Below are 26,220 nucleotides of genomic sequence, written 5' to 3'. Positions count from 1 at the left end.
TGCCCAGAGAGGACACCCGTTTCTTTATACATCCGATGTCTAGTGAACTAGAAACGGCCTTACATCATCGAGAGCTTTCCTTAAACCTTCAATAGCTTCCTCACTCATTCTCCCAGAGTTGCGCATCCTTTCTAGCAGTTCATCAGGTCCTATCCCCTGGGTTTTCATCGTTGTAATAATCTCTTTCTCATCTCTTGTCAGTTCTTCCCATTTGCGCACAAGCAAACACCTCCATATACTTTAAAAACAGTTATCTGTTTAGTCCATAGCTTTTGAGTTAAACTATTTTTCTATGTATAAGTAAGTACTCAAATTAATACTTTTCTATCTTGTACAAAGGCTAATCAAAAAAACCTAGGATTTCTAAACTTGGATTCCCAGGTTTTTTTAATGGATTCATGGTCCGGGACTGTATATTGATAACTCCTAATTGATAACTAGCGGCATTTGTCCTGACATAGCGAGGGTCAATCTTTTTTCTACTGCAGCCCAGTTAACAATTTGCCACCAAGACCTGACATAGTCCTTGCGTTTCGATAGGTAATCCAGATAATACGCATGCTCCCATACATCTATTACAAGCAAGGGGATACTCCCTGCCTGATAGAAGTCCTGATGTTTCTCGATTGTTAGGATTTCTAAACGTCCCCAACCAGGTTGCCATACTAACGATGTCCAACCAGACCCTTCCACACTTATGGCGCCTTCACTGAACTGCTCCTGAAAAGCAATGAGGCTTCCGAAATAATCAATGATTAATTTATGGGTTTGGGCTCCCGGAGTTTCCCATCTTCTCCCAGCAGGAGCCATTGATGTCCAATAAATGCTATGCAAAATATGACCTGATCCATGAAATGCGATTTCTCGTTCCCAGTGTTTAACTAGGCTGTAATCTCTCTTTTGGCGCGCTTCGGCAAGCTTTAATTCAGCTTTATTCAAACCTTCAACATAAGCTTTATGATGTTGACTATGATGAATTTCTAGTACTCTAGTGCTAATCACGGGTTCAAGCGCATTATATGAATAAGGTAATTTTGGTAACCTGTGCTGCCCAAGGGGTACCGTTAAGTACTCCATCTCTCCAATCCCTTCCTCTCCAAGTCCCTTAAAATCCAAGTTCCTTTAAACAAAATATTTATATTTTTCATTATGTTCGAGTTCGTAAAGAAATACCTACATCGAGCGCTTTTGAGGCAGAAAGTTATACATTTTTAGTGCTGCCGTTACAACAAAGAGCACCAAGCCAAATGGTAAAAGTGTAACACCATACTCGACTAAGGTTGGCGTGTAGGCCCAAGAACTTACAAACACCGGCATACCTTCTTGCAGCTGACCAAGGGCCACAGGATAGGCCCAACTTTCAATTCCCGCCCCTGGAATAGACAAAGAGAGCGGAATAGCATTAAAGGCGGGAAACATCAACATTAGACGATGAGCAAAAACTCCAATAAAGAGCAACACACTTCCGATCATCAGAACCCTGTAACTCCTTTTACCCTTTTCTGTAAAGAAGAGCACCATGGTGAAGGCAGGGAACAAAAGCTCTGTCGCATAGAGATATCTATAATGACCGAAAATAAGAGAAAGAATTTCCTTTGCTTCCGTGCTCCCCCACCAGCCGTGGATAATCAAGTCCACTGATACGAAGAAAAAATGCACAACCAAAGAACCTGCAACAATTAGCGCCATTATTTGAAATGCGCCCTTATGCTGATCAAACTGTTCTTTTCCCACTGCGAGAAGGGCGATTACAAGGACCAGAGCGGTTCCAGAGGCAACTGCCACAGAGACAAAGTCCGGAGGTAAAACCGCCGTGTTCCACCACCCTCGGGAAGCTTGAGTGGCAAAGATCAAGGCTGTCACCGTATGAATTAAAATGGCCACAGGTAAGCCAACCAGCGCAATGCGTTTAGACCATTTTTTCGAGAATGCCTCAACCTCTTCTTGAGAATGCGCTTTTGTCCATCCGTTAAGGAACCTGCTTCCTTCCTTTTTCCGATCTGGTAAAAGTTGAACATAGACGCTTAAGAACGTGATCAGCAGGTAGGCCGAGATGACGATAACATCCCAAACCAAGGGAGATCTGAAATTTGGATAAACAAAGATGTTCCAGATCCGATCCACCCGGCCCATATCCGGCAAAATCATGGCCCCAGCACCTAAAATACTGGCAAATGCTGAAAGAGATGCAATGCGAGTAAATGGTTTTAGTTTTTCAATATTAAAAAGGTAGACGGTAGAGGAAACAATCAATCCTCCGGCTGCAACCCCTACAAAAAATGCGAAGGTTGCAATATATAAGCCCCAGCTAAACGAATTTCGCATATTTGTCACGATTAACCCATTATATATTTGGTACCCCCAAGCGACTAAACTAATCAGGATTAAACTACCTGCCAAGCCTAAGAGAATATTACTTTTTTTCACGTTAATCCACCTCCTTAGCGTATCGGCTTCGTGGCTGCCAGATAGAAAACTTTGGGTGAAGTACCCAATTCTTCTTTTAGACGAACCGTCTGCCGTTTCCGAACCAGTTTACTAACCTCTGAGCTTGGATCATCGAGGTCTCCAAAAATTCGGACCTTTCCAGGACAACCCTTAACGCACGCAGGTTGTTCTCCACTAGAGGTGTATTGCGCACAGAATGTACATTTTTCTACGACACCAACTGGTCGATTAGGCGTGTAAACTAACCTGCCATCCTTATCTCGACAATCGGCAGGATATCCATACTCATACCCTTTTTCATACCCTGCCCGCTCCTTAGCTTTTTTCGAATCTTCCCAGTTATATTGACGAACTCCATAAGGACAGGCAGCAATACAGTACCGACAACCAATACAGCGTTCATAATCTATCAAAACCACGCCCCGCTCATCCGTATAAGTGGCCCCGGAAGGACATACTTTCTGGCAAGCCGGATTATCGCACATTTGACAGGATACGGGCAGATATTCCATTTGCAAGTCCCCATCTTTACCCACAGCAGCTTGATGAAAGGAAGCTCCAGGGGTAAATACTCTATTCCACCACGTTCCAGGCGGCTGCGCATTGTGAGATTTACAGGCTACCGCACAAGAACGGCAACCAATACAACGATCCAGGTCAATCACCATCCCAAGTCTCATAAACCCTCACCAACCTTTCTTACATCACAAAGGCATTCATTCCAAGCAGTATTTGGAGACCACATTCCCGGAACAAAGTATAATTCATGGGTTGGTTTTATAAAGGGATAAGTTAAGGAATTATAGGATGCTCCTTTTAAATATCTGCTCCACCACCCTTGCTCAAAAACTGCCTGTTTTCGACCAACTCCCGGATCGATAATCGCATATGCCTTAAGCGTCCCCCGATCATTAAAGATCTCGACTTCGTCCCCTTCTTTGATCCCCTTTGCTTTGCCATCCTCAGGACTAAGCCAAACTCTCGGCTTTCCATCTTGAAGTTCATTCATCCAAACATTGTTCGAATGGGTAGAGTGTACTCTGTAAATGGCATTACGGGTAACGTAGCAAAACTGATACTTTTCTTTAGCAAGCGGATTTAAGGCGTACTCGCTTTCCTCAAAAGGAGGCTTATGTATTGGGAGCGCCTCCCCCGCCTGAAGCATGAGATCTTCATCTTTGTAAAATTCTATCCGTCCACTCTTCACAAACTGAGCAGTTTGCTCAAGTTTAGCAGGCAGGCTGACCGGCGGAAACGGCTTTTTATGTTGGACTTGTTCATAAAACGGTATTTGACGCCCTCCGGGAACTTCTGACTTTAAGCGCACTGGGCCTTTTTTAAGTTGTTCCAGAGTGATATCAGCGACCTCAGGCCCTCCGGTTTTGAGTAAAAGCTCGATGACCTTTTCCGCTGCCTGATTCGGTTCGAGGTCAGGATAAAAATACTTTTCAAAATCCGGATTCAGCCGTTTAGCCAGTTCTCGCACAATCCAAAACTCTGGCTTCCCTTCATATAGCGGATCAACAGCCGGCTGTTGCAGTTGAAGATAGGGATGCACCGGCGTAGCCACAAGATCCGTTTTTTCGTACCAGGACACCGCAGGAAGAACAGCATGGCTGTACTGGCATGTGGTTGTCATTTGAAAATCTGTGGTTACGACAAATTCCAATTTCTCTTTTTCCACCATTTCACGAAGTTTATTTGACATGTTATGCTGGTCAAAGGGATTTCCCCAACCCACTACAAGTGCTTTAATCCCATTTTTGGGCCATTTAGCTTTCATTGTTTTGGTCGGACCATGCAAGACATAAAGAAAAGGCAGCCAGTTTTGCTTCTTACCTTCCGGAACCCACCATTCTGCGACTTTAAAACGAATTCGATACTGACCTGCATAAGTAGAAATTCCCGCACCGGATTTACCAATATTCCCGGTGAGAACCGGCAATAAGGCTAAGGCTCGACCCTTGAGGTCTCCATGATACCACTGATAATTACCGGCTCCATAGATGACGTGAAGCGGTTTGTTACCTGCCATTTCCCGGGCGATCCTCACCAGATCGTCCTTAGGCATTTCTGTGAGTTTCTCAATCTCTTCCGGTGTGTATTGATTAAGGCTTTCTTTGAGGAGTTGAAAGGCGGGTTTAACTTTGACGATTTGGCCTGTTTTTAAAGTTACATCCACTTCACCTTCGATCATTACATCTAAAGGAAGATCGAGTTTTTCAGGGTGTACAGCGATAAACTGGCCATTATAGGCCACATAGGCTTCTCGATAGGCTGGAACATCAGACAATTTTTCCAGCCCATTGACATCCTCCGCTTTTAGTCGTTTGCCATTATCGACGCGAACGAGGAGCGGGAGGTCTGTAAAGGTTTTGATGAAGTCAGAGTCATACAGCGTTTCTTCGATCAACACTCGGGCTAAGCCTAATGCAACTGCTGCATCACTGCTTGCTTTTATCGGGATCCATTCATCTGCTTTAGCTGCAGTAGGGCTGAAATTAGGGTCAAATGCCAAGATCTTAGCACCACGATTTCTTGCTTCAAGAAGAAAGTGAGCATCGGGAATCCGAGTTGCCAAAATATTAGAACCAAAAATCATAATATAACGTGAATTATTCCATTCCCGTGGCTCGAGTTCTTCACTTTGAACCCCGAAGGTCATGGGCCAAAACATCGGTAAGTCTCCGTTTTGATCATAAGCGTGATGCATAGTCCAGCCTGCTAAAGTAGCTAAGCGGCTCACTGCACCTTTTTGAACGTATCCGGTTCCCCCTACTTGGAAGAGTACTCCAATAGATTCCGGTCCGTATTTATCAGCTATTTCTTTTAATCGTCCGGCAGTATAATCCAACGTCTCATTCCAAGAAGCCTCTTTAAAATCGCCTGAGCCTGGCTTTCCGTTTAAAATGAGGGGTTTCTGCAAACGATCAGGACCGTAGATCAGGTTAGTCATGGAAAGCCCTTTCAGACAACCGCGAGGATTATACTCAGCTTCCGGATAATCTGCAGCTTGGATGATTGACTTGATTTGGCCATCCTCTACCAGGGCCTTCATCCCGCATGCCCCAGTGCAGTTTGGAGAACATGTCGTACGTACATAGTTTATATTAGTGTCAACTTGTTTAGGCGCGGCAACAGTTTGTCGAATAAATGATGCTGTACTGACTGTCCCTGCCAAGATTCCTGTAGCCGCTGTTACTTTAAGAAATTGCCTGCGAGAAAGCTTTAGATTCTTTTTTTCCATTAAGGGCACCTCCACTTGATATTTCCCTTCTTAACTATTCATCATTTGCTCTAATAGAAAATCCAGGAATTTGTTATGTGAAACTTTTCTCCAGAAGCAGTATAAGAAACCTACATGTTAGTAAAATGACTGCCTTCACGGTGGAAGGCAGTCCCGTATACTTGCTTTACCTAAAATGTGTCCTCTTGGCGCTAGCCAAGTTTTCTTTATGCCATGAACATTTTGACATCATCTTCAACAGTGGAGATGCCTGCAATGCCGAAATTCTCAATTAAGACTTTGACCACATTTGGGGACAAGAAACCCGGAAGGGTTGGTCCTAAGTGAATATTCTTTACACCTAAGTGGAGCAAGGCCAGTAACACGATAACTGCCTTTTGCTCGTACCAGGCAATGTTATAGGAGATAGGCAGTTGGTTAATATCATCGAGCCCGAAGACTTCTTTTAGTTTTAAGGCAATTACGGCTAAGGAATAGGAATCATTACATTGTCCTGCATCGAGCACTCTTGGAATACCGCCGATGTCCCCTAGGTTTAGTTTATTGTATTTATATTTAGCACATCCTGCCGTTAGGATCACAGTGTCCTGAGGCAGAGCTTTGGCAAAATCGGTATAATAGTCCCGGCTCTTCATGCGGCCGTCACAGCCTGCCATAACGAAGAAACGCTTAATCGCTCCTGATTTGACTGCATCTACAACTTTATCAGCCAGTGCCATGACTTGATTGTGGGCAAATCCTCCAACGATTTCGCCAGTTTCAATTTCCGTTGGGGCTGGACAGCTCTTGGCATGGGCAATCAAGGCAGAGAAATCTTTGGCCTTTCCGTCTGCGCGGTCAGGGATATGCTTTACCCCTTCAAAGCCAACTACCCCAGTTGTGTAGATGCGATCTTTGTAGGATTCTTTCGGAGGAACGAGGCAGTTGGTGGTTAGGAAAACCGGGCCGTTAAAGGAGTCGAATTCTTTGTCTTGTTTATACCAGGCATTGCCGTAGTTACCGACAAAATTGTCATACTTCTTGAAGGCCGGGTAGTAATGGGCTGGGAGCATTTCTCCATGAGTATAGACATCTACGCCTGTTCCTTGGGTTTGAGCGAGCAATTCCTCCAGGTCTTTCAGGTCATGGCCGCTGATCAGAATAGCCGGATTGTTTCTGACTCCGATGTTGACTTTGGTGAGTTCTGGGTTTCCGTAAGTCCTAGTGTTGGCTTTATCTAAAAGGGCCATGACATCCACACCGTACTTCCCTGCTTCTAAGACAAGCGCTACCAGATCACCGGCTTCCAGTGTATCATCCAGGGTCGCGACCAAAGCCTTTTCGATGAAGGCAAAAATACCGCTTTCTTGATGCTCAAGAGTATAAGCATGCTCAGCATAGGCTGCCATCCCTTTTAGACCATAGATGAGCAACTCTCTGAGAGAACGGACATCTTCATTTTCCGTGCTTAAGATTCCCACGAACGATGCCTTCTTTTCGAACTCCTCAGCAGGAGCCATCCAAGTGGCTGCATCGTGTAAGTCAGCTGGAATTGTCCCGCCCACTCTGACAACAGCTTGCTTAAGATCTTCGCGAAGCTTCAGCCCTGCTTGAATCCGCTCTACAAAACGGCTTCTATCAAAGTTAGCGTTGGTAATTGTGCTAAAAAGGCTTTCCATAATGAATTTTTCAACATCTTTGCGAACAAGATAACGTTCCCGAGCTTGAACCGCATAGATGGCAATTCCTTTTAAAGTGTAGATTAAAAGGTCTTGCAAATTAGAGACATCTTCGGTTTTTCCGCATACCCCTTTTATGGTGCAACCGGTTCCTTTTGCTGTTTCCTGACATTGATAACAAAACATCATTTACTCATCCTTTCTTTCCCATAAAATATAATCTTTACCAACATACCGCCGACGTCTGCGGTTCGTTCGTTCTTTGTTATGTTTGTATCCTATCATCATAAGCTGCGCCTATGTGTGATTTGGGTCACATTTCCAACGTGATAAATTGGCAAAGAAAAAAGACGACTTTCGTCGCCTAATTGTTCTGACGTCTTAGGCGGCGTCATAGCGCCCCTTGTGAAGTCCTACGGGTTGCCGGAATTCCTTCGTTCCTTTTCGTCAATAGAGTTTTCTATCAATATGATTAATGACTTACCTTCTTCTTAGTTGGTTATTCTTCGTTGGTTCTTTGGGACGGTAATGGCGAAGAAGGCAAAGGCAACGACGAAGAAGGTTTTGACGATAAAAGTTATCGAAATTAATCAACCAAGCACGGCGGCTTGTGCGGCGTTCAATAAACGTATTAACGAAATTGCGGCTAAGTATTTCTCGACGCCTAAACAAGCGACTACAAAGCATCTTAGCAACAAGAGAGTAATCCAATTATAAACGAAGACCCCAACGTCAGTTGAGGGGTCTTTTGTTCGTCTATATTGTAAACGGCGGAAACCCGCATTATTGAAAGGCTTGTCGGTAAGCGATTACCATTTTATGTATTATTAATCGTTTGCTTGTTTTTGAAAACAATATATAACAACTCCTTCATTTATATTTGACGCCTTGGATATTTCCCTGCGCCTTGGTTCGTTTGATTTGTTGTGTTCATACTAATAACTTTCGACTTGCCTCGTTGAACGTCCAAACTTCTACCTTCGCTCCTATGCCCCGAACAATCTTGGAATAACTTAACATCTAAAGTATAAAAGGATACATTTCTTAGTAACAGTGGCTGAGAAATGTGGCTAAAAAACTTCATATAGAAAAAATAGTGGACTTTGCTGTGTAAATGAGTAACTTAGAAGGAGTATCCTTGGAAATTTTAAATCTGGAGATGATTAAATGAAAAAAACTATACAGATCTTAATGTTATCATTTATTATGCTAATAGGCATATTAGGTAGTAATGTCTATGCTGGCCCACACACTGGTGCTACAAGTAATGTAGGGGCGACAGCCTGGAACGCACAAGCTACTATTAATACTCCCTTTTATCCGATTACCTATTGGCCTTTCTATGGTCAAACCCTAAATGGAACTTATTACTTTTTCCAATATAATGACCCATCTCTCGCTCAACCTTACACCGTTTTCAGTGCTGTTGGCCCTGCAGTTGGTTCATCTCACACATATAATAAGCTCTTAGATGAAACAAACACCTACTATGGAACTGTAGACAATACTACGATTGCCAGTTATCCTGCAGGTTTTTGGGGTTCAATTACCGAATACTCAGGTGAAGTATCGAATGTTGACTTGGCACGATTTGCCGGTTCTACCAGCAATGGATTATATATGTGGAATATTTATTCTGCATATAAAAATGGTGATACAAAAGTTTGGACTCTTAGCCCAGTCCTAAATTGGGCAGAACAATCCTCATTTGGTGTTCTATATAAAGGTAGTTATATTGTTGGCAATCCAAATGCATCGTTTAATTATTGGGATACCCGAAACTAATTTAAGGAGGTTTTAAATGTGATAAAATTCATTAAAGTTAGTATTGTTATCGTGATTACCCTATCCCTAGTGGGTACTATTAGTTTAATTAAACCAAGAAATAGCAGTGCCAATACCACTTATTTACTTGGCGTTAAACCAGTAACAAGCCAAAATCTAGCTTCTTTAAGTAAAATAGGTTATGAATTTAATGTGCCTGCCCTACCGGCGGTAATATCGCCCGATGTGGCTATAAGAAACGCAAGCGTAACTTATCCAGGGTTAAAAGGCAAAACTGATTACACTGTAGAATATCAAGTGTTAACAGTCCCTAAGTTTAACGCATTTTCTCAGGAAGCTCTGGAGAAGAATCCGGTTTTAAATGCAAAAAAATTGATTGACCATTTACCCGTTTACATTATTTCTTACGAAAATATGCTAATCCCTGTTCATAGTCCCATTGGTACAAAGTCATCTGAAACACAAGATAGTTCTGTACCCGCAGGATATCAAAAAGGTGAATATAATGTAGTAGTTGACGCTACATCGGGAGTACCGTTATTGGTATTTTCATACCGATAGGATTTTAGGATTGCTAGTTTGTTTACATCCTAAAAAAGAGGAAATTAACAAAATTAAAACTAACAATAGACGAAGACCCCGCGACTTGTATAGTGGGGTCTTTTTTATGTTGATATATAAACGGCGGGAAGCCGCATTATTATAGGGTTTATTGGTTTACTGTTTACCATTTTTTACATGAGTAAACATATGCTTTACATTGATAACAAAACATACTCATTTTTGTTCCCCCTAATTTTTATTTAAATGTTTGTGTAACTCGTGTTGACTAAGGTTAGTTTTTTAAAGCAATTTTTTATGTCGTACCGTGATTCGTAAGATTGTTTTGGTGTGATATACTTCAACACTCTGACCCTTTTTATCTGCCTCTCTAGAGATTTCGATATTGCACAATATCATCTAAAAATTGATGTAATTGCCTGCATCTTGGCAATTACATTTAGCTATTGTAAACATTATTTCTTTTATAAATTGACAAACGCTCTTTATCGGGATATTCTGAATATAGTGTTATAAATATCAGAATTATCACACTACATTCGGTTGTAAGGAGGATTAAATATGCGTGCAGTAAGGTTTTTTTGGGGATTCTTGGTTTTCTTTGGTACTTGGCTTTGGCCTTATGAAGAACAAAGATTAACGGACGCTAAATAACGTCCGTCTTTTGTTATCATGGCAGAACCACGTTTTACAAATTATCATTTAAGTATCCTAAGAGTTCGATGAAAGAAGTTCGAGTCGTCTCTGGAGCAAGTAGGATATCAAAATAGATAATTTGGTCCGATTTATTAATATCAGATGTTACCTTCTCAATAATGCCCTTGCGAAAAAGCAAAGATTCTTTAAGCTTCGAAATCGTCAGTTGAGCTTCCTTCTCTAAATAAGAGATAATATTACTGTTTTGGCCTAGGTTAAAGTCGCGATAAAATTTCACCTTATTTAAAGACGCGAACGTCACCTGGTACGGAACTAGGCAAAATTCTCTCGTTTCTTCAAAGTCACTCATCATGGCTACATTTGCATTACCCGATAATAAACCTTTCACAATTTTCTCCCCCCGCACTATGCTACCAATGCGTATGTATTTGGGCTCATTTCACAGTCCCATTTTAATATATTAATACGAACTCAAGTTCTTTTTTAAGGGGGTGTGAGCCTATAAAATATTTAAAATACGAGGAGTTCATTATACCCACCCCATTAATCGAATAATAGTCAAGGTGGTTAGCATTACCCCAGAGGCAATTAAGACATATAATCCGTTCCAACGGGGTCCTACATAAATAGGCGACTGACCTGTCAGTCCTGACAATGCAATAACAGTAGCAGAAGAAGGCGAAATCGAAATTCCCATCGCCCAACTAATGGCCAAAATTAGGGCTAGATAAGTCGGAGTCACACCATAGGCAGCGGCTTTGACCGTCCCTCCAATAATAGTCACCGGTATGATAGGGTGAATACCTAAAGCAGACAGCATAAGAATAGCAATAATAATTACAATAGCCAGCAATAAAGCGTTTTGACCGACGAATTTGGATAAAATAACTGAAATATAATTTCCTAAGTGGGAGTAATTAATGCTAGTAGCAAATAGTCCGGCACCTACAAAGAGAATAATTTCATTTTGCAGTTTTGGCAGACTTTCATTAAAATAGCATTTGAAGTCCCTCATTAGAATCCTCAAACGCCCTATTATTCCCAGCCAAATAACAGGGTATATTAAGGCCGCCAAAGAAACAACAATGACTGTATGCATCCCAGTTAGCAGTGATACAACGGCAATAGCAGAAATCAAAATTATGCTAAAAATACTTAATTCAACAATCTTTCCCACGTCAAATTCCAGATCAGGCTCCTCGACAATGGAAGCAAACGGTTTACCGGCTCTTTTTTCTTCATACATCGTCATAAAATAACCAACTAAACCGGACATAACACCAAATAAAATGGCGTAAGGAAAAAACAAAATCCAACTTGCTCCGCTTAATTGTACAATCAGAGCAATCGCCGCTGTCGTAGGCGCCCATATAGTGCACGTCGCAAATCCACGCAGGATAGCTGAGCTTAACAGCTTTTTATTAGAACTTATACTGCTGGCCTCACTTATCTGAAGCACGAGTGGAACCACCGCCAAATTAACTAAAACACCTACAAAAGCAGAAACAAAGCTTACTAGCAAATAAAAACGACTGCTACTATAAACATAACGTCGAAATACCCCTTGTAATGCCTCAAAATACCCTCCATGCCTAATAGGAATGCCTAATAGCGGCACTAAAGTGAACATCACAACCAAGTATATATTTTCTTGCAATGCTTGTTGCCATACGCTTAAAGGAGCATGATAGAAGAGAAAAAGAATTATGCTCAATCCAAACAACAAACCGCCAATAATCAAAGTAGTACCCGAAACTACTATAAAACTCAGCCCAACCACAATAAGCATCAGAATGAGATTACAATCATTAATCAAATTCGATTTAATAAAAAGATTAACCAGAAAAATAATCGCTATGCCCAGAGTGAGTACGCTGCGAATACGATTAAACAGACCCTTCATAACCAAACCCCTTGCTTCTACCTAAGGATATTTCTCAACTATATCCTATTATAGCATATTCTTCACAAAGACTTATCAGCATGAGTATAAAGGAAACAAACAAGGGGGGCCAGTGTTAACGCCTCTGAAACGTACACCGGCCTCCCTTGTTTCCACTTGGTTTTGTTTATAGACAGATTACCTTTGTTTTCGATACTGAAGCCACGAAAATAGGATTGGCTCAATTGACGCAATTAGTATCACAGTAAAATAAACAACAGCACTTCCAATACCCGGCAGAAATGCCAGGACACTCATAATGAACCCTGCAACAAACCACACAAAACCCCCATGACGGTGTGTTTTTGCCCATACGGCCTCATTGTTAAGCGTCCAAGGCGTTTTTATGCCCACAAAATAATTCTGCTTAAACTTTGGCATTAAATTACCGAGGACTATGAAAAGAATACCTATCATGAGTTTGATGATTGTATCTACTTTAATAAAAGCAGCACCCATACTGATGGATATGATAACCATTTGTAAGACTGCAAAAAACGCAACTAGAATTAATCGAATAATAAAGTATTGCCGCTTGAATCTATCGTAGTTTTCTTTCTTAGGATCAATTTTAGGCAACACAGTGGCCAGAATTGTGATCACTATGCCAATAACCGGGGGCATAAAGGCCCAGGGGAATTTTGGATACCATGCATCAATCTCGCCATGAATGTTCCAATGCATAGGAATCTCGGGTGGCAACCCACTAAAAACGAATAACGTAATAAGCACAGGCAACAAGGCAATCGCCCACATTAATTTCATAAGGACTTTTTCATTTTTCATTTTTATCGACTCCTTTCAGCTCTATCAACCACGCCATAATCTCTTCAATGACTGAAGTGTTTAACTCGTAGAAAATGTATTTACCGTCCCGGCGATCCGTTACTAGTCCCCCGCCCTTTAAGACCGAAAGATGGTGCGACACGGTTGCCTGGGTCATAGAAAAATGAGCAGCAATATCCCCTGCAGTCATATCCCCATCCTTAAGCAAATTTAATATTTCTCGTCGAGTCTTATCTGACATTGCCTTTAAGGATTCTTGAAACCCCATGTCGATCCCCCCTTCATTTAGATGTCTATCTAAATGTAATTTTACTCTATTAACACAAAAAAAACAAGATACATTTAGATGGATTTCTAAATGTATCTTGTTTGCGATATACCCGTTATCTTTATATGTTACAATTTGTCACAATTAGCGATTATATTAGTTCGTTATCGTCTAGATAAAATTTCATATTCATGATCTAATGGCATTCTTCATATCTCCGATAAAAGTTAAAACCGCATCTTCACTTGTGGCCCAAGAGGTTACGAGGCGGATCGCTGAGTGATCGTCATCAATTCCTGCCCAAACATAAAATGAATAATTTTCCTGAAGCTTTGAGATCAACCAATTAGGCAAGATCGGGAAAATCTGATTGGACGTTGAGTGAGTCAAAAACTTGCAACCTGCTCGACTAAACTCATTTTTTAGCAACCGGGCCATTTCATTAGCGTGTTTCGCCAGATCGAAATAAAGGTCATCTCTGAAAAGCTCTAAAAACTGTATACCAAGAACTCTGCCTTTGGCAAGCAGTCCCCCTCTTTGCTTAATATAAAACCGAAAATCTTCTTTTAGTGACTCTCGGCAGATCACGAGTGCCTCGCCCATCAGGGCACCATTTTTGGTTCCACCAATGTAAAAAGCATCGACCAATGTGCCCAAATCATAAAGATTTAGATCATTCTCTTCTGAACATAACGCTGAGCCTAAGCGCGCACCATCCAGATATAAAAACAGGTTATTGCTCGTACAAAACTGGCTTAACTGTTCTAGTTCAGCTTTCGTGTAAATTGAACCGATTTCAGTGGGATTGGAGATATAAACCAATTTTGGTTTCACCATATGTTCGTCAGTGTGGGTATTCAAGACGGATTTTATACAAGCAGGGTCAAGCTTCCCGTCACTAACTTCGCAAGAGAGGATTTTGTGCCCCGTGGCTTCGATGGCTCCAGTCTCATGAACAAGGATATGACCAGTATTAGCTGCAATAACCGCCTCATGCGGCCTTAAAAAGGCCGCAATAACAGTTAGGTTTGTTTGGGTTCCTCCGGAGAAAAGATGGATATCAATGTCGTTATGCTTGATCCTTTTTTTCATCAAATCAATTGCTTGTCTAGTATAATCATCCTCTCCATACCCTTTCATCTGCAAGAGGTTTGTTTCTATTAAAGCATTCAATATCCTTGGGTGTGCGCCTTCACTATAATCGTCCTTAAAACTATACATTATTTTGCAAATTCTCCTTTTATCATTTGTTGCTAAGTACCAGCTATGACTCAATACTGTGTTCTTCAAAAAGTCTGCCTGCTATTTGGGGTCACCTTGAAAACTCCTAATTTTCTTGACTTGCAAAGATTTGTTTACTTCTTAACTGTCCGCAAGCTGCATCGATATCTCTGCCGTGTTCAAGACGAATACTGCAGTTGATGCCGTGTTTTTTCAAAACATCATAAAAAGCCAACATCGTTTCATGGTTGCTTCTTTGATATTGATGGTGTTCATCCACTGGATTATAAGGAATTAAATTTATATTAATGAGATGTCGCATATTTTCTATTAAGAATGCAAGTGCTAGGGCTTGCTCTCGATGGTCATTCAAATCCTTAATTAGAATATATTCCAAAGTAATTCTGCGCTTCGTCTTTTTTAGATAGTATTCAACCGCCTGAATTACTTTTTCGATGGGAAAGACACGATTGATTTTCATGATCTGTGTCCGCAATTCGTTTGTTGGTGCGTGTAACGAAATCGCAAGGTTTACCTTCAAATCGCTATCGGCAAAATCATATATCTTGTCTGCCAAGCCGCTGGTCGATACTGTGATATGTCTGCCCGGAACAGCTAATCCTTTGTGATCTATAATAATACGTATAGCGTCAACTAGATTTACATAATTATCAAAAGGCTCGCCAATCCCCATCACCACAACGTGACTCACCGTTCCGCCTTTATTAACACTATCCAAATATTGTTGAACTTTCATAATTTGTTCGACGATTTCACCACTGGATAAATCCCGTTGTTTCATCAATAAACCACTTGCACAAAAACTGCATCCAATGTTACACCCTACCTGAGTTGTGACACAAACGGATAAACCAAATTTATGTCTCATTAAAACTGTTTCAATCAGATTATCATCCTCTAATTTAAACAAAAACTTAATCGTTCCATCCATTGATTCTTGTTTTACATGTTCACTTAATGATCTAAAGACAAAATGATCAGCTAATAATTGCAGGCACTCTTGATTGATATCTGTCATCGCAGAAAAATTGGTTACCCGCTTCCTATAAAGCCAATCCCAGACTTTTAAAGCGCGAGACTTCTTATGACCATATTCCTTAAGCCATTCAATCAGTTGTTCTAATGTCAATCCATAAATGGATTCAATTTTCATTGTTAACCTCTCTTAAACCTTGTATAACAATGCCAGAGCCTTTAACATTTTGATCAAGTCTCTGGCATTTAATTTTTTGGAATTTGTCTACGAGCGTATCATATCGTAAATTATATCATATCTACTAAATCACAGCTACAATTGTAAGAATTTAGGATCGGTTTTGATTCAATGTCTGATACGATAACCCATTAACAAAATAGAAGGATAGCTCTGCTACCCTTCTATTTTCACAATCCCATGTCTCTATGTCTCTATAATATACTCACGGAACCCTCATACATTAAGCCTGTCAGGGCATCAACCGTTAAAGACTGGCCATCAAATACCTTGGAGAAAGCATCTACCGCACCAACAATCGTTGGAATACCGAACTGTACTGCTACTATCGCTGCATGTGATGTCAAACCGCCTTCTTCTACGACTAATGCTCCAGCGCGAGCAATTAAGGGTACAAAACTAGCATCGGTTGACTCTGCGATAAGAATATCACCATCGTTAAAAGAATCCTTGCCCGGCATTTGGACTCTTCGCGCGAAGCCTGAATAGGACTTGCGCCCAATTCCGATACCCTTAGATAAAATATTTCCCATAATTTGAACTTTGATCATATTCGTGGAGCCAACCTTACCAATTGGAACACCTGCTGTAATGACCACTACATCACCAGACTTAATGTAGCTTTTATTTAAAGATGTATTCACGGCCACTGAAACCATCTCATCCGTCCCTGAACTCTGAGGGACAACGATAGGCAGGACACCCCATTGCAAAGCTAATTTTCTTGCGGTTGCAGGAAATGGAGTAGCTGCCACAATCAAGGAAATGGGGCGATACTTCGAAATCATGCGTGCTGTTAATCCTGAATGGGTCGGTGTAAGAATGGCAGTAGCTTGTAAGTCTTTTGCTATGGTAAAACTTGCAAAACTAATAGCCTCAGCTACGTTGACTTGGGGATGGCGAGAGGCTTGATTGTCCAAACAAGTCAGTTCAGTGCGCTTAGATATTCTGTCCATCATTTGAACTGATTCTATGGGATATAGACCCGCTGCTGTTTCGCCAGATAACATAATGGCATCCGTACCATCCAGGATGGCATTGGCAACATCACTGGCCTCTGCTCGTGTGGGTCTTGGCTGGCGTATCATTGAATCTAACATCTGAGTTGCCACAATGACAGGCTTCCCCAATAGATTGCACTTAAGAATCATTTCCTTTTGCCTAATAGGGACTTCCTCTACAGGGATTTCCACCCCAAGGTCGCCGCGTGCTACCATGAGACCATCAGCAACTTCAAGAATTGAGTCCAAGTTATCCAGCCCTTCTCGGCTTTCAATCTTGGCTATAATATGTACATCCGCACCCATTTCTTCCACAACTCTGCGCACATCTAAAACATTCAAGGCCTTACGTGTAAACGATGCGGCAATAAAATCAATTCCTTGGGAGATACCAAAGCGAATATCTTCTATATCTCTTTCTGTGACAGCTGGTAAATCAATTAGCGCGCTTGGAATATTTACCCCTTTTTGAGACTTTAGAATTCCACCATTGAGAATAATAGTATTAATAATTTCCTTATTCACAGCAGTAACTTCTAACTCAATTTGACCATCATCAATGAGAATACGACTGCCTGGGTTAACTTTACGCCACAAGTCAAGATAAGTTATTCCAACTCGTTGCTGATTACCAAGTCTGCCTAGATCTGTATCCAGAATAAACTCTGACCCATTCTCAAGAATTACACCGTCCTCAGGAACCTTTCCCGTACGTATTTCTGGTCCTTTGGTATCAAGCAGAATACCCAAATGTTTTCCTGCTTTTACAGCTTCCTCTTTAAGAATTGCTATTCTGTGGCCATGTTCTTCGTGGGTTCCGTGTGAAAAATTGAGACGCGCAACGTCCATGCCTGCAGCTAGAAGAGCTTGAACCTTTTCCCTGGACTCACTTGCCGGACCGATAGTACAGACAATTTTTGTCCTTCTCATGGTACGTTTCCTCCTAACTTACACCCCTGCTGTAGCAATAAGCTTCACTAAATCGACAATACGACAGGAGTAGCCCCATTCATTGTCGTACCAAGCCAACACTTTAACCATGCGATCTCCCAGCATCATAGTTGATAAACCATCTACGATTGAGCTGGCCTGATTACCGTTAAAGTCATGTGAAACAAGGGGTAATTCTGTGTATTCGAGATATCCATTCATCGAACCGTTTGCCGCATCGCGCAAAGCATTATTGACTTCTTCTTTGGTGGCAGGGTTTGTTAAAGTGGCCACGAAATCGACTAAGGACACATTCGGAGTAGGAACTCGAACCGAAAGTCCATTCATTTTCCCTGTTAATTCCGGTATAACAAGAGTAACTGCTTTGGCAGCTCCCGTGGTTGTCGGAATCATAGATTGATAAGCGGCCCTGGACCGGCGCCAATCTTTATGCTTTACGTCCACAGTCCGTTGATCATTGGTAACTGAATGGATTGTAGTCATCATTCCTAGTTCAATCCCAAACGAATCAACTAGGACTTTAGCAACAGGTGCCAGACAGTTGGTTGTACAGGACCCATTTGAAATTACATGGTGCTTTAAGGGATCATATTTATTATCATTAACCCCCATGACAATCGTAATATCTTCGTCTTTGGCCGGAGAGGAGATAAGAACCTTTTTAGCTCCAGCGGTAATATGTTGGGCTGCGTCATCACGTTTCTTGAATTTACCGGTACACTCAATCACGATGTCTACTCCGAGTTTACTCCAAGGTAAATTCAGAGGATTTCTGTCAGCAACAATCTCAATTCGCTTTCCATCAATAACCAGTGCACTTCCATCAACTTCCACTTTATTCGGAAGAGTTCCGTGAACTGAATCATACTTGAGCAAATGGGCTAACATATCGGGACTTCCCATATCATTAATTGCCACCACTTCGAAGGGCAGAGACTGGTTTAGGGCGGCACGAAGTGTAAGTCGACCAATTCGACCAAAACCTGTAATTGCTACGCGGAAACTCATGGTTAACCTCCTCTAAATATGCAAGTATACAACATTATATAATTCTGTACAGACAGACAAATTCCTGCTTTAAAAACGGAATTTTTGCTTTTTAAAGGACCATTTTTTACTGGTCCGAAGTATGCTTAATCTCTTTGTCTCTTCTCGCAATACTTTTAAAGCCTTGGCCCCGGCAATTTTCCTTTATAAGCAGATTCCACGGAACCTATTAGACAAAAATTCAGACTGTGCCTGAACACAGCCTGAACCTAGAAAAGAACGCAGTCAACTAAAGCTAATAATTGCTGATGAAACTATGATGGCATTAAACTATGAATGAAGAATCTGATTAACCGATTTCAACTTGATTTCCTTGTCACGAATATTTTCTAGTTAAATTAATTCGTTGGATATGACTTCTGAAAGAATTTCTCGACTTTGCGAATATATTTATCCATTCTTCCGAGGAAAATAAAGTTGTTATACTGGTTCGGCCTTCTAACATTAAAGAATATCTTTCTGGATAATCCGTCTCAATTACATCTAAAATCCCTTCTGGAAAATCCTGCCCATATTTCTTTTTAATACTTGTCCTTTTATAATCAGCTAATTCATTCATACAATACCTCACCAGCAGGTTGAATATTATAGCAACCTATTCCTTAGGAAAGACGGGTTTTAAAATCTTCATAGCCAAATTGTCTAATGACTTTAATGCCTTCTTCTTTGTTAAAAAGTGCAATAGACGGGAGATTCACTCCATTGAACATATTATTCTTCACCATAGTATAGTGGGCCATGTCACAAAATACAAGCCTGTCACCTGGTTTTAAAGGCTCTCTGAAGGAATAATCACCAATAATATCTCCAGCAAGACAAGTAAGCCCCCCAAGCCTATAGGTGTGAGCATACTCACCTGCCTTGCCGCTCTCGATGATATTAGGCCTGTAAGGCATTTCAAGTACATCGGGCATATGACAAGCTGCGGAAGTATCCAAAATGGCAATTTTCATAGCATTATCCACTATATCTAGGACTTTAGCCACTAAATATCCGGTATTTAAAGCAACAGCTTCACCTGGTTCCAAGTAGATATCCACCCCATATTTGTCCTGAAAATACTTTATTGAACGCACTAAGGTTTCAATATCGTAATCGGGTCTGGTGATATGATGCCCTCCACCAAAATTAAGCCATTTCATTTTTTTAATATATTCTCCGAACTTTTCATCGACCACACGAATTGTGCGTTCAAGGGTATCTGAGTTCTGCTCACACATTGTATGGAAATGAAGTCCTTCGACCCCTTCCAATTCTTCGGGTCGGAAATTTGCTAAAGTCACACCAAGCCTTGAATACTGATAGCAAGGGTCATAAATAGGGGTAGCTATCTCTGAATATTCTGGGTTGATGCGAATCCCACAGCTAATTGTCTTAGATTTAATACTTTTAACCTTCTCTTTAAATCTATTCCATTGATCAAAAGAATTAAAGGTAATATGATCACAATAGTTGAGAATTTTATCGAATTCTTCTTCAATATAGGCTGGCGCATAAATATGAACTTCTTTCCCCATCTCTTCATAACCCAGTCTAGCCTCAAATAAGGAGCTAGCGGTTACACCTTTAAGATATTTGCTTACAAGAGGAAATATCGAATACATCGAAAATCCTTTTAAGGCAAGAAGAACCTTGCATCCCGTACGTTGTTGGATAGAATTCAGTATTTCTAGATTCTTTAAAAAAAGTCTCTCATCCACAAGATAACACGGTGTCGGTAACTCAGTGATGTCAATGTCCAATTAATCCACCTCAATCTAGCAGAGTTGGCGAGAAATTTTCCTGCCACGGCAGACCGCACTTATTTAACGCTTCCATAAATGGATCGGGATCAAATTCTTCGACATTGAATACACCAGGTTTCTTCCATATGCCTTTGAGCATTAACATTGCTCCAATCATGGCCGGAACCCCTGTTGTATACGAAATGGCCTGGGATCCAACCTCAGCATAACACTCTTGATGATCACAAACATTATAAACGTAATAAGTTCTAGGTTTGCCATCTTTAATCCCTTGTATAATGCAACCGATATTAGTTTTCCCCTTAGTTCTAGGACCGAGGGATGCTGGATCTGGAAGAACAGCCTTTAAAAACTGTAAAGGAATAATCTGTTGCCCCTCAAAATCGATGGGCTCAATTGAGGTCATTCCAACATTTTCTAGGACACGTAAATGGTTGAGATAATTGTCCGAAAAAGTCATCCAAAATCTTATCCGCTTAATTCCCTTTATATTAAGAGCTAAGGACTCTAATTCTTCATGATACATTAGATAAATGCTCTTTGGCCCAATCTCTGGGAGATCATAAACCTTCTTCATAGAAAGAGGGTCAGTTTCAACCCATGAACCATTTTCATAGTACCTTCCGTTGGCAGTTATTTCTCGAATATTAATTTCAGGGTTAAAATTTGTAGCGAAGGGATATCCATGATCCCCTGCGTTGGCATCAACAATATCAATGGAATGGATTTCATCAAAATAATGCTTTTGGGCATAGGCGCAGAAGATGCCGGTAACCCCAGGGTCAAATCCGCTTCCCAGCAAAGCAGTTACCCCTGCTTGAGCAAATTTTTCACGATAAGCCCACTGCCATTTGTATTCAAACTTAGCGATATCAGGCGGCTCATAATTCGCCGTATCTAGATAATCCACACCTGTAGCCAAGCAAGCATCCATAATTGTCAAATCCTGATAGGGGAGCGCAAGGTTCATGACAATATCAGGTTTAAAACTCTTAATCAAATCTATGACCATATCCGTACTATCCGCATCGAGCTGAGCTGTATGTATTATTGTGCGGCTTCCTGCCAATTTGTTTTTGATCGCTTCACATTTTTCGACAGTTCTGCTGGCGATGCAAATCTCTTCAAAAACATCCGGATTCTGGCAACATTTATGAATAGCAACACTGGCAACTCCTCCAGCACCGATAATTAAAGCTTTTCCCATTTTTCAGCACCCTCCAATCACTTTTACAACAATGCAAATTATACATAAACCTCTCTAAATAATCAATTAAAACCAACAAAATGAGTTGTAACTTTTTTATATCCCAAAAATCGCAGGCATCTATAACCTGGGGTCCACTGGTTCAGCCTCTAAGGCTAATGTTGCTAAAACGCATTCATGTATTCGGGCTGCCGACTCTGTTCTGACAAAACGCTTGACCCCTTCAATTCCCAAGGCAAATTCCATTAAGGCATGGCGTTGCTTGCGGCTAACATTACGGTTTTTTAAACGGGTCAGATTCTCAGGTTCCAAGTAATCCATACCATAAATAATATGGAGGTATTTTCTCCCTCTGACCTTAATGGCAGGTTGAATTATTCGACCTTTGTTATTTCTAGTAATATAAGTCTCAGGCTTAACCACAAATCCTTCATGGCCATCTTCTGTAATTTCCTGCCACCAACGAATAGCCTCTTGCTCAGAGGCCTCATCCGTAACAACTTTAAACTCCGTTTCTATGAATAAATCAGACAGCCTGGCGAGTTCTCTGGTCTCTTCCATATGCCAAATATGAGATTGGTCAAAAAACGTTTGTTCACTTTGGGCGAGAATATGAAACGGCGCAATTTTTATTCCTTCAATCCCCTGAGTATCCCAACAGTACTTTTGAAACACTTCTCTAAAAACTTTAGCATTTCCCAATTTAAGCTTAAATTCTTCTATCCACGAACCTACATCCCAACCTTTTTCTTGAGCTTGCTCCAGTTTTTCCAAGATTTTTCTGCGATCCATTAACGCAACTTCAGATACATGAGCGTACTGAGCACTGATTAGTTCTTTAGCCTTTAAATTCCAAGGCAAAACTTCCGCATCGAGCAAAATAAAATCTGTTTTATGCTTAGCAAAGTACTCAGCGCTTGTTAAATCATCGTTAAGTTGCCTCACAATCATCCGGGTCATAGCCTGATCAAAAAATGGTCTGCCAGTCCTTGTATAGATGGTTCCAAGAGTAGGACTTCCCACATAATTCACTGCAGATTCTTCATCCTTAAATAGGAGAAGGATTGCCCGACTTCCCATATGCTTCTTCTCTACGATCATTTTGGTTACATTTTGATTTCGGTAATACTCAAAAGCTTCTTTAGGATGTTCCAGATAATCCTCAAGCGGTGAAGGTTCTGGTGCCGGGCTCATGGTCGGGGGAATATAGACTAGTTCTTCTATCGGTACTGTATAGTGGGATACTTCTTCAATCGAGGATTTAACATATTCTTCCTTAATTCTTATTTCTCCATAGTCCTCAGTGTTAACGGAGTATCCGCTGAGAAAACTCTGGATATTCGGAGGACTAAAGCGTTCTTTTTTCCATTTCTGCAAAAGACTCTCCGGGTCTTCTGCGTAATCCTTGTGTGCATCTACCCACACAAATGCCTTTTTCGGATAGCGATAGGCGGTTAATCTGCCGCCAAAAACGACACCTTGATCAATATTGATCGTGTTATTAACAACCAGCGGTTGAGGGTTTGGATCATGCCCCCAAATAATTATCTCTCCTGATTGATGTTCAGCAAACCAGTCCTTACGAATCGGCTTGCCATCCTCATGCACCCCATCAGTATCTCCATAGCGGCAAAAATCACTAATTGCATTTGATTGCTTTCCGATATATGTATCCCTAATCCCAGCATGGGTGGCTACAATCCCCTCGACTCCATTTTTGCTAAACACGAGATTGGAGGGGGCAGCGAGGAGGAAATTCTTGACCTGTTCTTTGAAACGATCTGTTGCCTCTTTTCCCTGATTATGTTCATACTGTTCAAATTCCGCTGCGACCTTTTCGTCCCCATGAGTCAGTTCGACCTTACGACCCGAAAGCCAACGTGCAATCTTCCAACCATGATTGCTATCCACCATGTAAGCAAGATCCTGCTCCACATGATTCCGAAAAAAATTTATACAATCAATACTCTTCGGTCCTCGTCCTAAAACATCTCCTACAGAAACAAGTTTACGACCTTCGGGATGAACATACATACCCTCTTCATTTTGGTTATAGCCGAGCTTATCCAGCAACTCCAAAAACTCATCATAACAACCGTGAATGTCTCCAATAAAATCAAGACCCGCTCCTGCCTCTTTTACTAAAGGGTTTGAGAGGCGTATAAAAGTACTTTGTTCAAGTTGGCGCTCATTTAAAATATTTACGGTTGAGAAGCCCTCCGTTTTTAAGGAACGAAGGTTATTTTTAAAATTCCGGACCTGCTGTTTAATCCGATTTCGTCCTCTGGGGAGCTCTCGCTGATCATCCCGGTCCAAGAGTATCTTTTCCGGTAAATCTAAGACAATAGCCATAGCCGATACGTGATTCTTAGAGGCTAAAATAATATAGTTTTTTCGATCTTCAGGCCAGAGATGAGTAGCATCAACCACTGTTAGTTTACCTAAGGCACAGCGAGTATTGATAAGCGCACTCATTGCTTCAAAGGCACTCTGAGAAATCTGTTGATACTTTGCATAAAGTACTTCCTGTTCATCCTTAGAATGTTTTTTTAAATCTATATAATCCGTGTCTGAAACTAAAACCCGGAACTGATCCGAGCTCACTATTTCCGACCGCAATAATACTTCTCGTTCTACGAGTTGATTTAGCAATGTTGTTTTCCCGCTATTTGACGGTCCCACCAGCAAGACAATTCCTGCATGGGGAAGTGCAATCTGTTGACTCATTTTTCTAACCCCACCTGTCTAGTGAAAATAGCGATCTGAGTTGGATGACCCACTCCCTCGACTTCTAGCCCAATTCCATCAATGTCAACCATATAATAGTATTGGCTTGCCCACTTGTTACTCCACTGTGCAAATTCAGCCCGGGTCCATTCAAATCGATGATCTTTATGGCGCACCTCTTCTTGCATTTCGTAAATTCGGTTATATTCAACATTAGGAGTCGTCATAATCAGAGTCTTAGGCTGATAACTTCCAAAAATCGTTTCCATGACCCTGGGTAACCGATACTCGTCTATATGTTCGATTACCTCCCCCAGAATCATGACATCTTTATTCCGCATTCTCTCATCATAATAATAAAAGGAACCCCAGAGCGGGATGGGAGAAACATAACCATCCTGGAGACTTGCTTGAGCAAAACGCTTAATGGCTCTGAGCAGTAATTTTTCCGTTGGCTCCACTGCCAGAATTTCCTGAACCTGCGGAATATTACCCAAACGCACGGATAATTTTCCTTCTCCCGCACCGAAATCAACGATTGTCTCTTTCGAAGGTAATCTTTCAATAATCTTTACTATAGCTTGGTAACGCTGTTCGTTCAGAGTTACTACAGGTTTTGCATCATTTATTTGGGGCTCCTCTGGTTTCCATGATATTTCCGGATTTTGTTCTTCCCTCTGTGGTTCTTGTTCTTGTTCTTGTAATGATTCTACAGATTCATTGGAACCCTGTGCTAGGGTTTCATATATAGTGTCTGAGTTAAAATACTCAGAAGTTTTGCTCTTTAATTCAGGAGGCACTTTATCAATGAGTTCTCTAAACCTCAACGAACGCTTGATAATCACTTCGTTGAGCGGATGTTCCGCCAACCACCCTTCTCCATAGCGTTGAAGTTTCTCTATTTCCCGTTCATCCATGAAATAATGCTTATAATTGTCCAGTGCCGGAATAAGTACATACAAATGCTTTAAAGCATTTTGAAGAGTGACTTCACCCTGAAGGTTAAGAAATCTCGCAGAACTTTTATCTTTCAGTTTAAATTGATAACCCGTTTGTCCATATTCAATATTGACATCGTAAGCTAACGGCTCGAAAAGCCTTCTTACGACGGAATCCGACATATCTGAAGCAAGCGGTCCAAAACATAAATTAAGTTTAAAAGGATGGTTTACCCAAGGGAGATATTCCTCTAAAGTCCGTCCATTAAGGGCTGTCCCTAAAGCCGAACGGACATACGAACAAAACAAACTGCTCACAACAAATTCCCGGTCGTTTATATATTGCGTGATCTTGAAAGCGTCCGGACTGTTTTTAACCAGTTCAACCGGATCAGGTGTAACAAACAAGACCACTTCCACTTCTGTTGCCGCGAAAACCGTATAGGTTAAACGAACACGATAGCCTTTTTCAGTCCTATCATATAAATTCTGTGGGTTCTTTGCCAGGAGAAACGATAAGGCTTTGGCCCCTTCCCCTGAAGCCTTAATTGCTAACTGCATGTAAAAAAACTCCTTATCAACTTAGCCGAATTTGTCTAGTTATGCCCAAATGAGCGCACAAAACTTCAAAAGGGATAAAATTAATGTCATTTCTCTCAACTAATCCTCAATGTCTAATCCCAATTTAATTTATCCAAGACAGATCATCGTCATCCCATGAGCCCCCAAATTAACGAGAGCGTCTCACTTAGAAGTACAACACACCTCAGTTCCTTATTAGTGAAGACAGACACTTA

22 protein-coding genes are annotated in these 26,220 nt (G+C 41.1%); 3 read left to right on the top strand and 19 right to left on the bottom strand.

Annotated elements, in window-relative coordinates; translation table 11 throughout:
- Positions 1–39 precede the first annotated feature (39 nt).
- The 6 genes from BUB11_RS12375 to hcp form a co-directional block, all read right to left on the bottom strand.
- The gene (locus BUB11_RS12375; RefSeq protein ID WP_073030075.1) at positions 40–219 is read right to left on the bottom strand and encodes a hypothetical protein; all 180 of its coding nucleotides are present in this window, start codon (positions 217–219) and stop codon (positions 40–42) included.
- Between the two features lie 207 nt (positions 220–426).
- Complete coding sequence (locus tag BUB11_RS12370) at positions 427–1,077, bottom strand: superoxide dismutase (protein WP_073030229.1); 651 nt, start codon at positions 1,075–1,077, stop codon at positions 427–429.
- 96 nt (positions 1,078–1,173) lie between these two features.
- Positions 1,174–2,427, bottom strand: coding sequence for an NrfD/PsrC family molybdoenzyme membrane anchor subunit (gene nrfD, locus BUB11_RS12365; protein ID WP_073030074.1), 1,254 nt, complete (start codon positions 2,425–2,427; stop codon positions 1,174–1,176).
- A gap of 14 nt (positions 2,428–2,441) precedes the next feature.
- A complete protein-coding gene (locus BUB11_RS12360) occupies positions 2,442–3,128 on the bottom strand; it encodes a 4Fe-4S dicluster domain-containing protein (protein ID WP_073030073.1) in 687 nt (228 codons plus the stop codon).
- A complete protein-coding gene (locus tag BUB11_RS12355) occupies positions 3,125–5,695 on the bottom strand; it encodes a molybdopterin-dependent oxidoreductase (protein ID WP_073030072.1) in 2,571 nt (856 codons plus the stop codon). Before BUB11_RS12355 ends, BUB11_RS12360 begins: the two co-directional genes overlap by 4 nt.
- 206 nt (positions 5,696–5,901) lie before the next feature.
- Entirely contained in the window at positions 5,902–7,542 is a 1,641-nt protein-coding gene (gene hcp, locus BUB11_RS12350) for a hydroxylamine reductase (RefSeq protein ID WP_073030071.1), read from the bottom strand.
- A gap of 339 nt (positions 7,543–7,881) precedes the next feature.
- Between hcp and BUB11_RS12345 the strand changes: the two genes are divergently transcribed.
- The 3 genes from BUB11_RS12345 to BUB11_RS12335 all read left to right on the top strand — a co-directional run bounded on the left by BUB11_RS12345 (position 7,882) and on the right by BUB11_RS12335 (position 9,699).
- Positions 7,882–8,070: a hypothetical protein gene (locus tag BUB11_RS12345; protein ID WP_073030070.1), complete on the top strand. Its 189-nt coding sequence runs from the start codon at positions 7,882–7,884 to the stop codon at positions 8,068–8,070.
- Between the two features lie 450 nt (positions 8,071–8,520).
- The gene (locus BUB11_RS12340) at positions 8,521–9,138 is read left to right on the top strand and encodes a hypothetical protein (protein WP_073030069.1); all 618 of its coding nucleotides are present in this window, start codon (positions 8,521–8,523) and stop codon (positions 9,136–9,138) included.
- An 18-nt stretch (positions 9,139–9,156) separates the two neighbouring features.
- The gene (locus BUB11_RS12335; RefSeq protein WP_073030068.1) at positions 9,157–9,699 is read left to right on the top strand and encodes a hypothetical protein; all 543 of its coding nucleotides are present in this window, start codon (positions 9,157–9,159) and stop codon (positions 9,697–9,699) included.
- Positions 9,700–10,387: 688 nt separating this feature from the next.
- On the opposite strand, the gene BUB11_RS12330 is transcribed toward BUB11_RS12335, so the two are convergent.
- The 13 genes from BUB11_RS12330 to BUB11_RS12270 form a co-directional block, all read right to left on the bottom strand.
- Positions 10,388–10,744, bottom strand: a complete 357-nt coding sequence (locus tag BUB11_RS12330; RefSeq protein WP_073030067.1) for a hypothetical protein — start codon at positions 10,742–10,744, stop codon at positions 10,388–10,390.
- A 141-nt stretch (positions 10,745–10,885) separates the two neighbouring features.
- On the bottom strand, positions 10,886–12,259 hold the full coding sequence (locus tag BUB11_RS12325) for a C4-dicarboxylate ABC transporter (RefSeq protein ID WP_073030066.1): 1,374 nt from the start codon (positions 12,257–12,259) through the stop codon (positions 10,886–10,888).
- Between the two features lie 177 nt (positions 12,260–12,436).
- On the bottom strand, positions 12,437–13,084 hold the full coding sequence (locus BUB11_RS12320) for an SdpI family protein (protein ID WP_073030065.1): 648 nt from the start codon (positions 13,082–13,084) through the stop codon (positions 12,437–12,439).
- Entirely contained in the window at positions 13,074–13,352 is a 279-nt protein-coding gene (locus BUB11_RS12315; protein ID WP_073030064.1) for an autorepressor SdpR family transcription factor, read from the bottom strand. Before BUB11_RS12315 ends, BUB11_RS12320 begins: the two co-directional genes overlap by 11 nt.
- Positions 13,353–13,541: 189 nt before the next feature.
- The gene (locus tag BUB11_RS12310; RefSeq protein ID WP_073030063.1) at positions 13,542–14,573 is read right to left on the bottom strand and encodes a threonine aldolase family protein; all 1,032 of its coding nucleotides are present in this window, start codon (positions 14,571–14,573) and stop codon (positions 13,542–13,544) included.
- A gap of 106 nt (positions 14,574–14,679) precedes the next feature.
- A complete protein-coding gene (gene rlmN, locus BUB11_RS12305) occupies positions 14,680–15,747 on the bottom strand; it encodes a dual-specificity RNA methyltransferase RlmN (RefSeq protein WP_073030062.1) in 1,068 nt (355 codons plus the stop codon).
- A gap of 254 nt (positions 15,748–16,001) precedes the next feature.
- Complete coding sequence (gene pyk, locus BUB11_RS12300; RefSeq protein ID WP_073030061.1) at positions 16,002–17,738, bottom strand: pyruvate kinase; 1,737 nt, start codon at positions 17,736–17,738, stop codon at positions 16,002–16,004.
- A gap of 18 nt (positions 17,739–17,756) precedes the next feature.
- Positions 17,757–18,767 (bottom strand): type I glyceraldehyde-3-phosphate dehydrogenase, encoded by a 1,011-nt coding sequence (gene gap, locus BUB11_RS12295; RefSeq protein ID WP_073030060.1) that lies wholly within the window; start codon positions 18,765–18,767, stop codon positions 17,757–17,759.
- A 355-nt stretch (positions 18,768–19,122) separates the two neighbouring features.
- The gene (locus BUB11_RS12290; protein ID WP_073030059.1) at positions 19,123–19,365 is read right to left on the bottom strand and encodes a hypothetical protein; all 243 of its coding nucleotides are present in this window, start codon (positions 19,363–19,365) and stop codon (positions 19,123–19,125) included.
- A gap of 43 nt (positions 19,366–19,408) precedes the next feature.
- Positions 19,409–20,542 carry a carboxynorspermidine decarboxylase gene (gene nspC, locus BUB11_RS12285; protein WP_200797912.1) on the bottom strand — a complete coding sequence of 378 codons (1,134 nt, stop codon included), beginning with the start codon at positions 20,540–20,542 and terminating at the stop codon, positions 19,409–19,411.
- Positions 20,543–20,558: 16 nt separating this feature from the next.
- Complete coding sequence (locus BUB11_RS12280; RefSeq protein ID WP_073030057.1) at positions 20,559–21,758, bottom strand: saccharopine dehydrogenase family protein; 1,200 nt, start codon at positions 21,756–21,758, stop codon at positions 20,559–20,561.
- A gap of 120 nt (positions 21,759–21,878) precedes the next feature.
- Positions 21,879–24,485: a polynucleotide kinase-phosphatase gene (locus tag BUB11_RS12275; protein WP_073030056.1), complete on the bottom strand. Its 2,607-nt coding sequence runs from the start codon at positions 24,483–24,485 to the stop codon at positions 21,879–21,881.
- Positions 24,482–25,984 (bottom strand): 3' terminal RNA ribose 2'-O-methyltransferase Hen1, encoded by a 1,503-nt coding sequence (locus BUB11_RS12270; protein ID WP_073030055.1) that lies wholly within the window; start codon positions 25,982–25,984, stop codon positions 24,482–24,484. Before BUB11_RS12270 ends, BUB11_RS12275 begins: the two co-directional genes overlap by 4 nt.
- Positions 25,985–26,220 lie beyond the last annotated feature (236 nt).

Origin of the sequence: Desulfosporosinus lacus DSM 15449 (assembly GCF_900129935.1) — a bacterium.
Lineage (GTDB): Bacteria > Bacillota > Desulfitobacteriia > Desulfitobacteriales > Desulfitobacteriaceae > Desulfosporosinus > Desulfosporosinus lacus.
Note: the sequence above shows the minus strand (reverse complement) of the source record. Positions and strands in the feature narration are given on the sequence as shown.

What these genes read in the sequence shown, in the direction of transcription:
- BUB11_RS12370 (WP_073030229.1), bottom strand. Translation starts at nt 1,077, where the DNA reads ATGGAGTACTTAACGGTACCCCTTGGGCAGCACAGGTTACCAAAATTA.
- BUB11_RS12360 (WP_073030073.1), bottom strand. Translation starts at nt 3,128, where the DNA reads ATGAGACTTGGGATGGTGATTGACCTGGATCGTTGTATTGGTTGCCGT.
- BUB11_RS12355 (WP_073030072.1), bottom strand. Translation starts at nt 5,695, where the DNA reads ATGGAAAAAAAGAATCTAAAGCTTTCTCGCAGGCAATTTCTTAAAGTA.
- hcp (WP_073030071.1), bottom strand. Translation starts at nt 7,542, where the DNA reads ATGATGTTTTGTTATCAATGTCAGGAAACAGCAAAAGGAACCGGTTGC.
- BUB11_RS12345 (WP_073030070.1), top strand. Translation starts at nt 7,882, where the DNA reads ATGGCGAAGAAGGCAAAGGCAACGACGAAGAAGGTTTTGACGATAAAA.
- BUB11_RS12340 (WP_073030069.1), top strand. Translation starts at nt 8,521, where the DNA reads ATGAAAAAAACTATACAGATCTTAATGTTATCATTTATTATGCTAATA.
- BUB11_RS12325 (WP_073030066.1), bottom strand. Translation starts at nt 12,259, where the DNA reads ATGAAGGGTCTGTTTAATCGTATTCGCAGCGTACTCACTCTGGGCATA.
- BUB11_RS12320 (WP_073030065.1), bottom strand. Translation starts at nt 13,084, where the DNA reads ATGAAAAATGAAAAAGTCCTTATGAAATTAATGTGGGCGATTGCCTTG.
- BUB11_RS12315 (WP_073030064.1), bottom strand. Translation starts at nt 13,352, where the DNA reads ATGGGGTTTCAAGAATCCTTAAAGGCAATGTCAGATAAGACTCGACGA.
- BUB11_RS12310 (WP_073030063.1), bottom strand. Translation starts at nt 14,573, where the DNA reads ATGTATAGTTTTAAGGACGATTATAGTGAAGGCGCACACCCAAGGATA.
- rlmN (WP_073030062.1), bottom strand. Translation starts at nt 15,747, where the DNA reads ATGAAAATTGAATCCATTTATGGATTGACATTAGAACAACTGATTGAA.
- pyk (WP_073030061.1), bottom strand. Translation starts at nt 17,738, where the DNA reads ATGAGAAGGACAAAAATTGTCTGTACTATCGGTCCGGCAAGTGAGTCC.
- gap (WP_073030060.1), bottom strand. Translation starts at nt 18,767, where the DNA reads ATGAGTTTCCGCGTAGCAATTACAGGTTTTGGTCGAATTGGTCGACTT.
- BUB11_RS12290 (WP_073030059.1), bottom strand. Translation starts at nt 19,365, where the DNA reads ATGAATGAATTAGCTGATTATAAAAGGACAAGTATTAAAAAGAAATAT.
- BUB11_RS12280 (WP_073030057.1), bottom strand. Translation starts at nt 21,758, where the DNA reads ATGGGAAAAGCTTTAATTATCGGTGCTGGAGGAGTTGCCAGTGTTGCT.
- BUB11_RS12275 (WP_073030056.1), bottom strand. Translation starts at nt 24,485, where the DNA reads ATGAGTCAACAGATTGCACTTCCCCATGCAGGAATTGTCTTGCTGGTG.
- BUB11_RS12270 (WP_073030055.1), bottom strand. Translation starts at nt 25,984, where the DNA reads ATGCAGTTAGCAATTAAGGCTTCAGGGGAAGGGGCCAAAGCCTTATCG.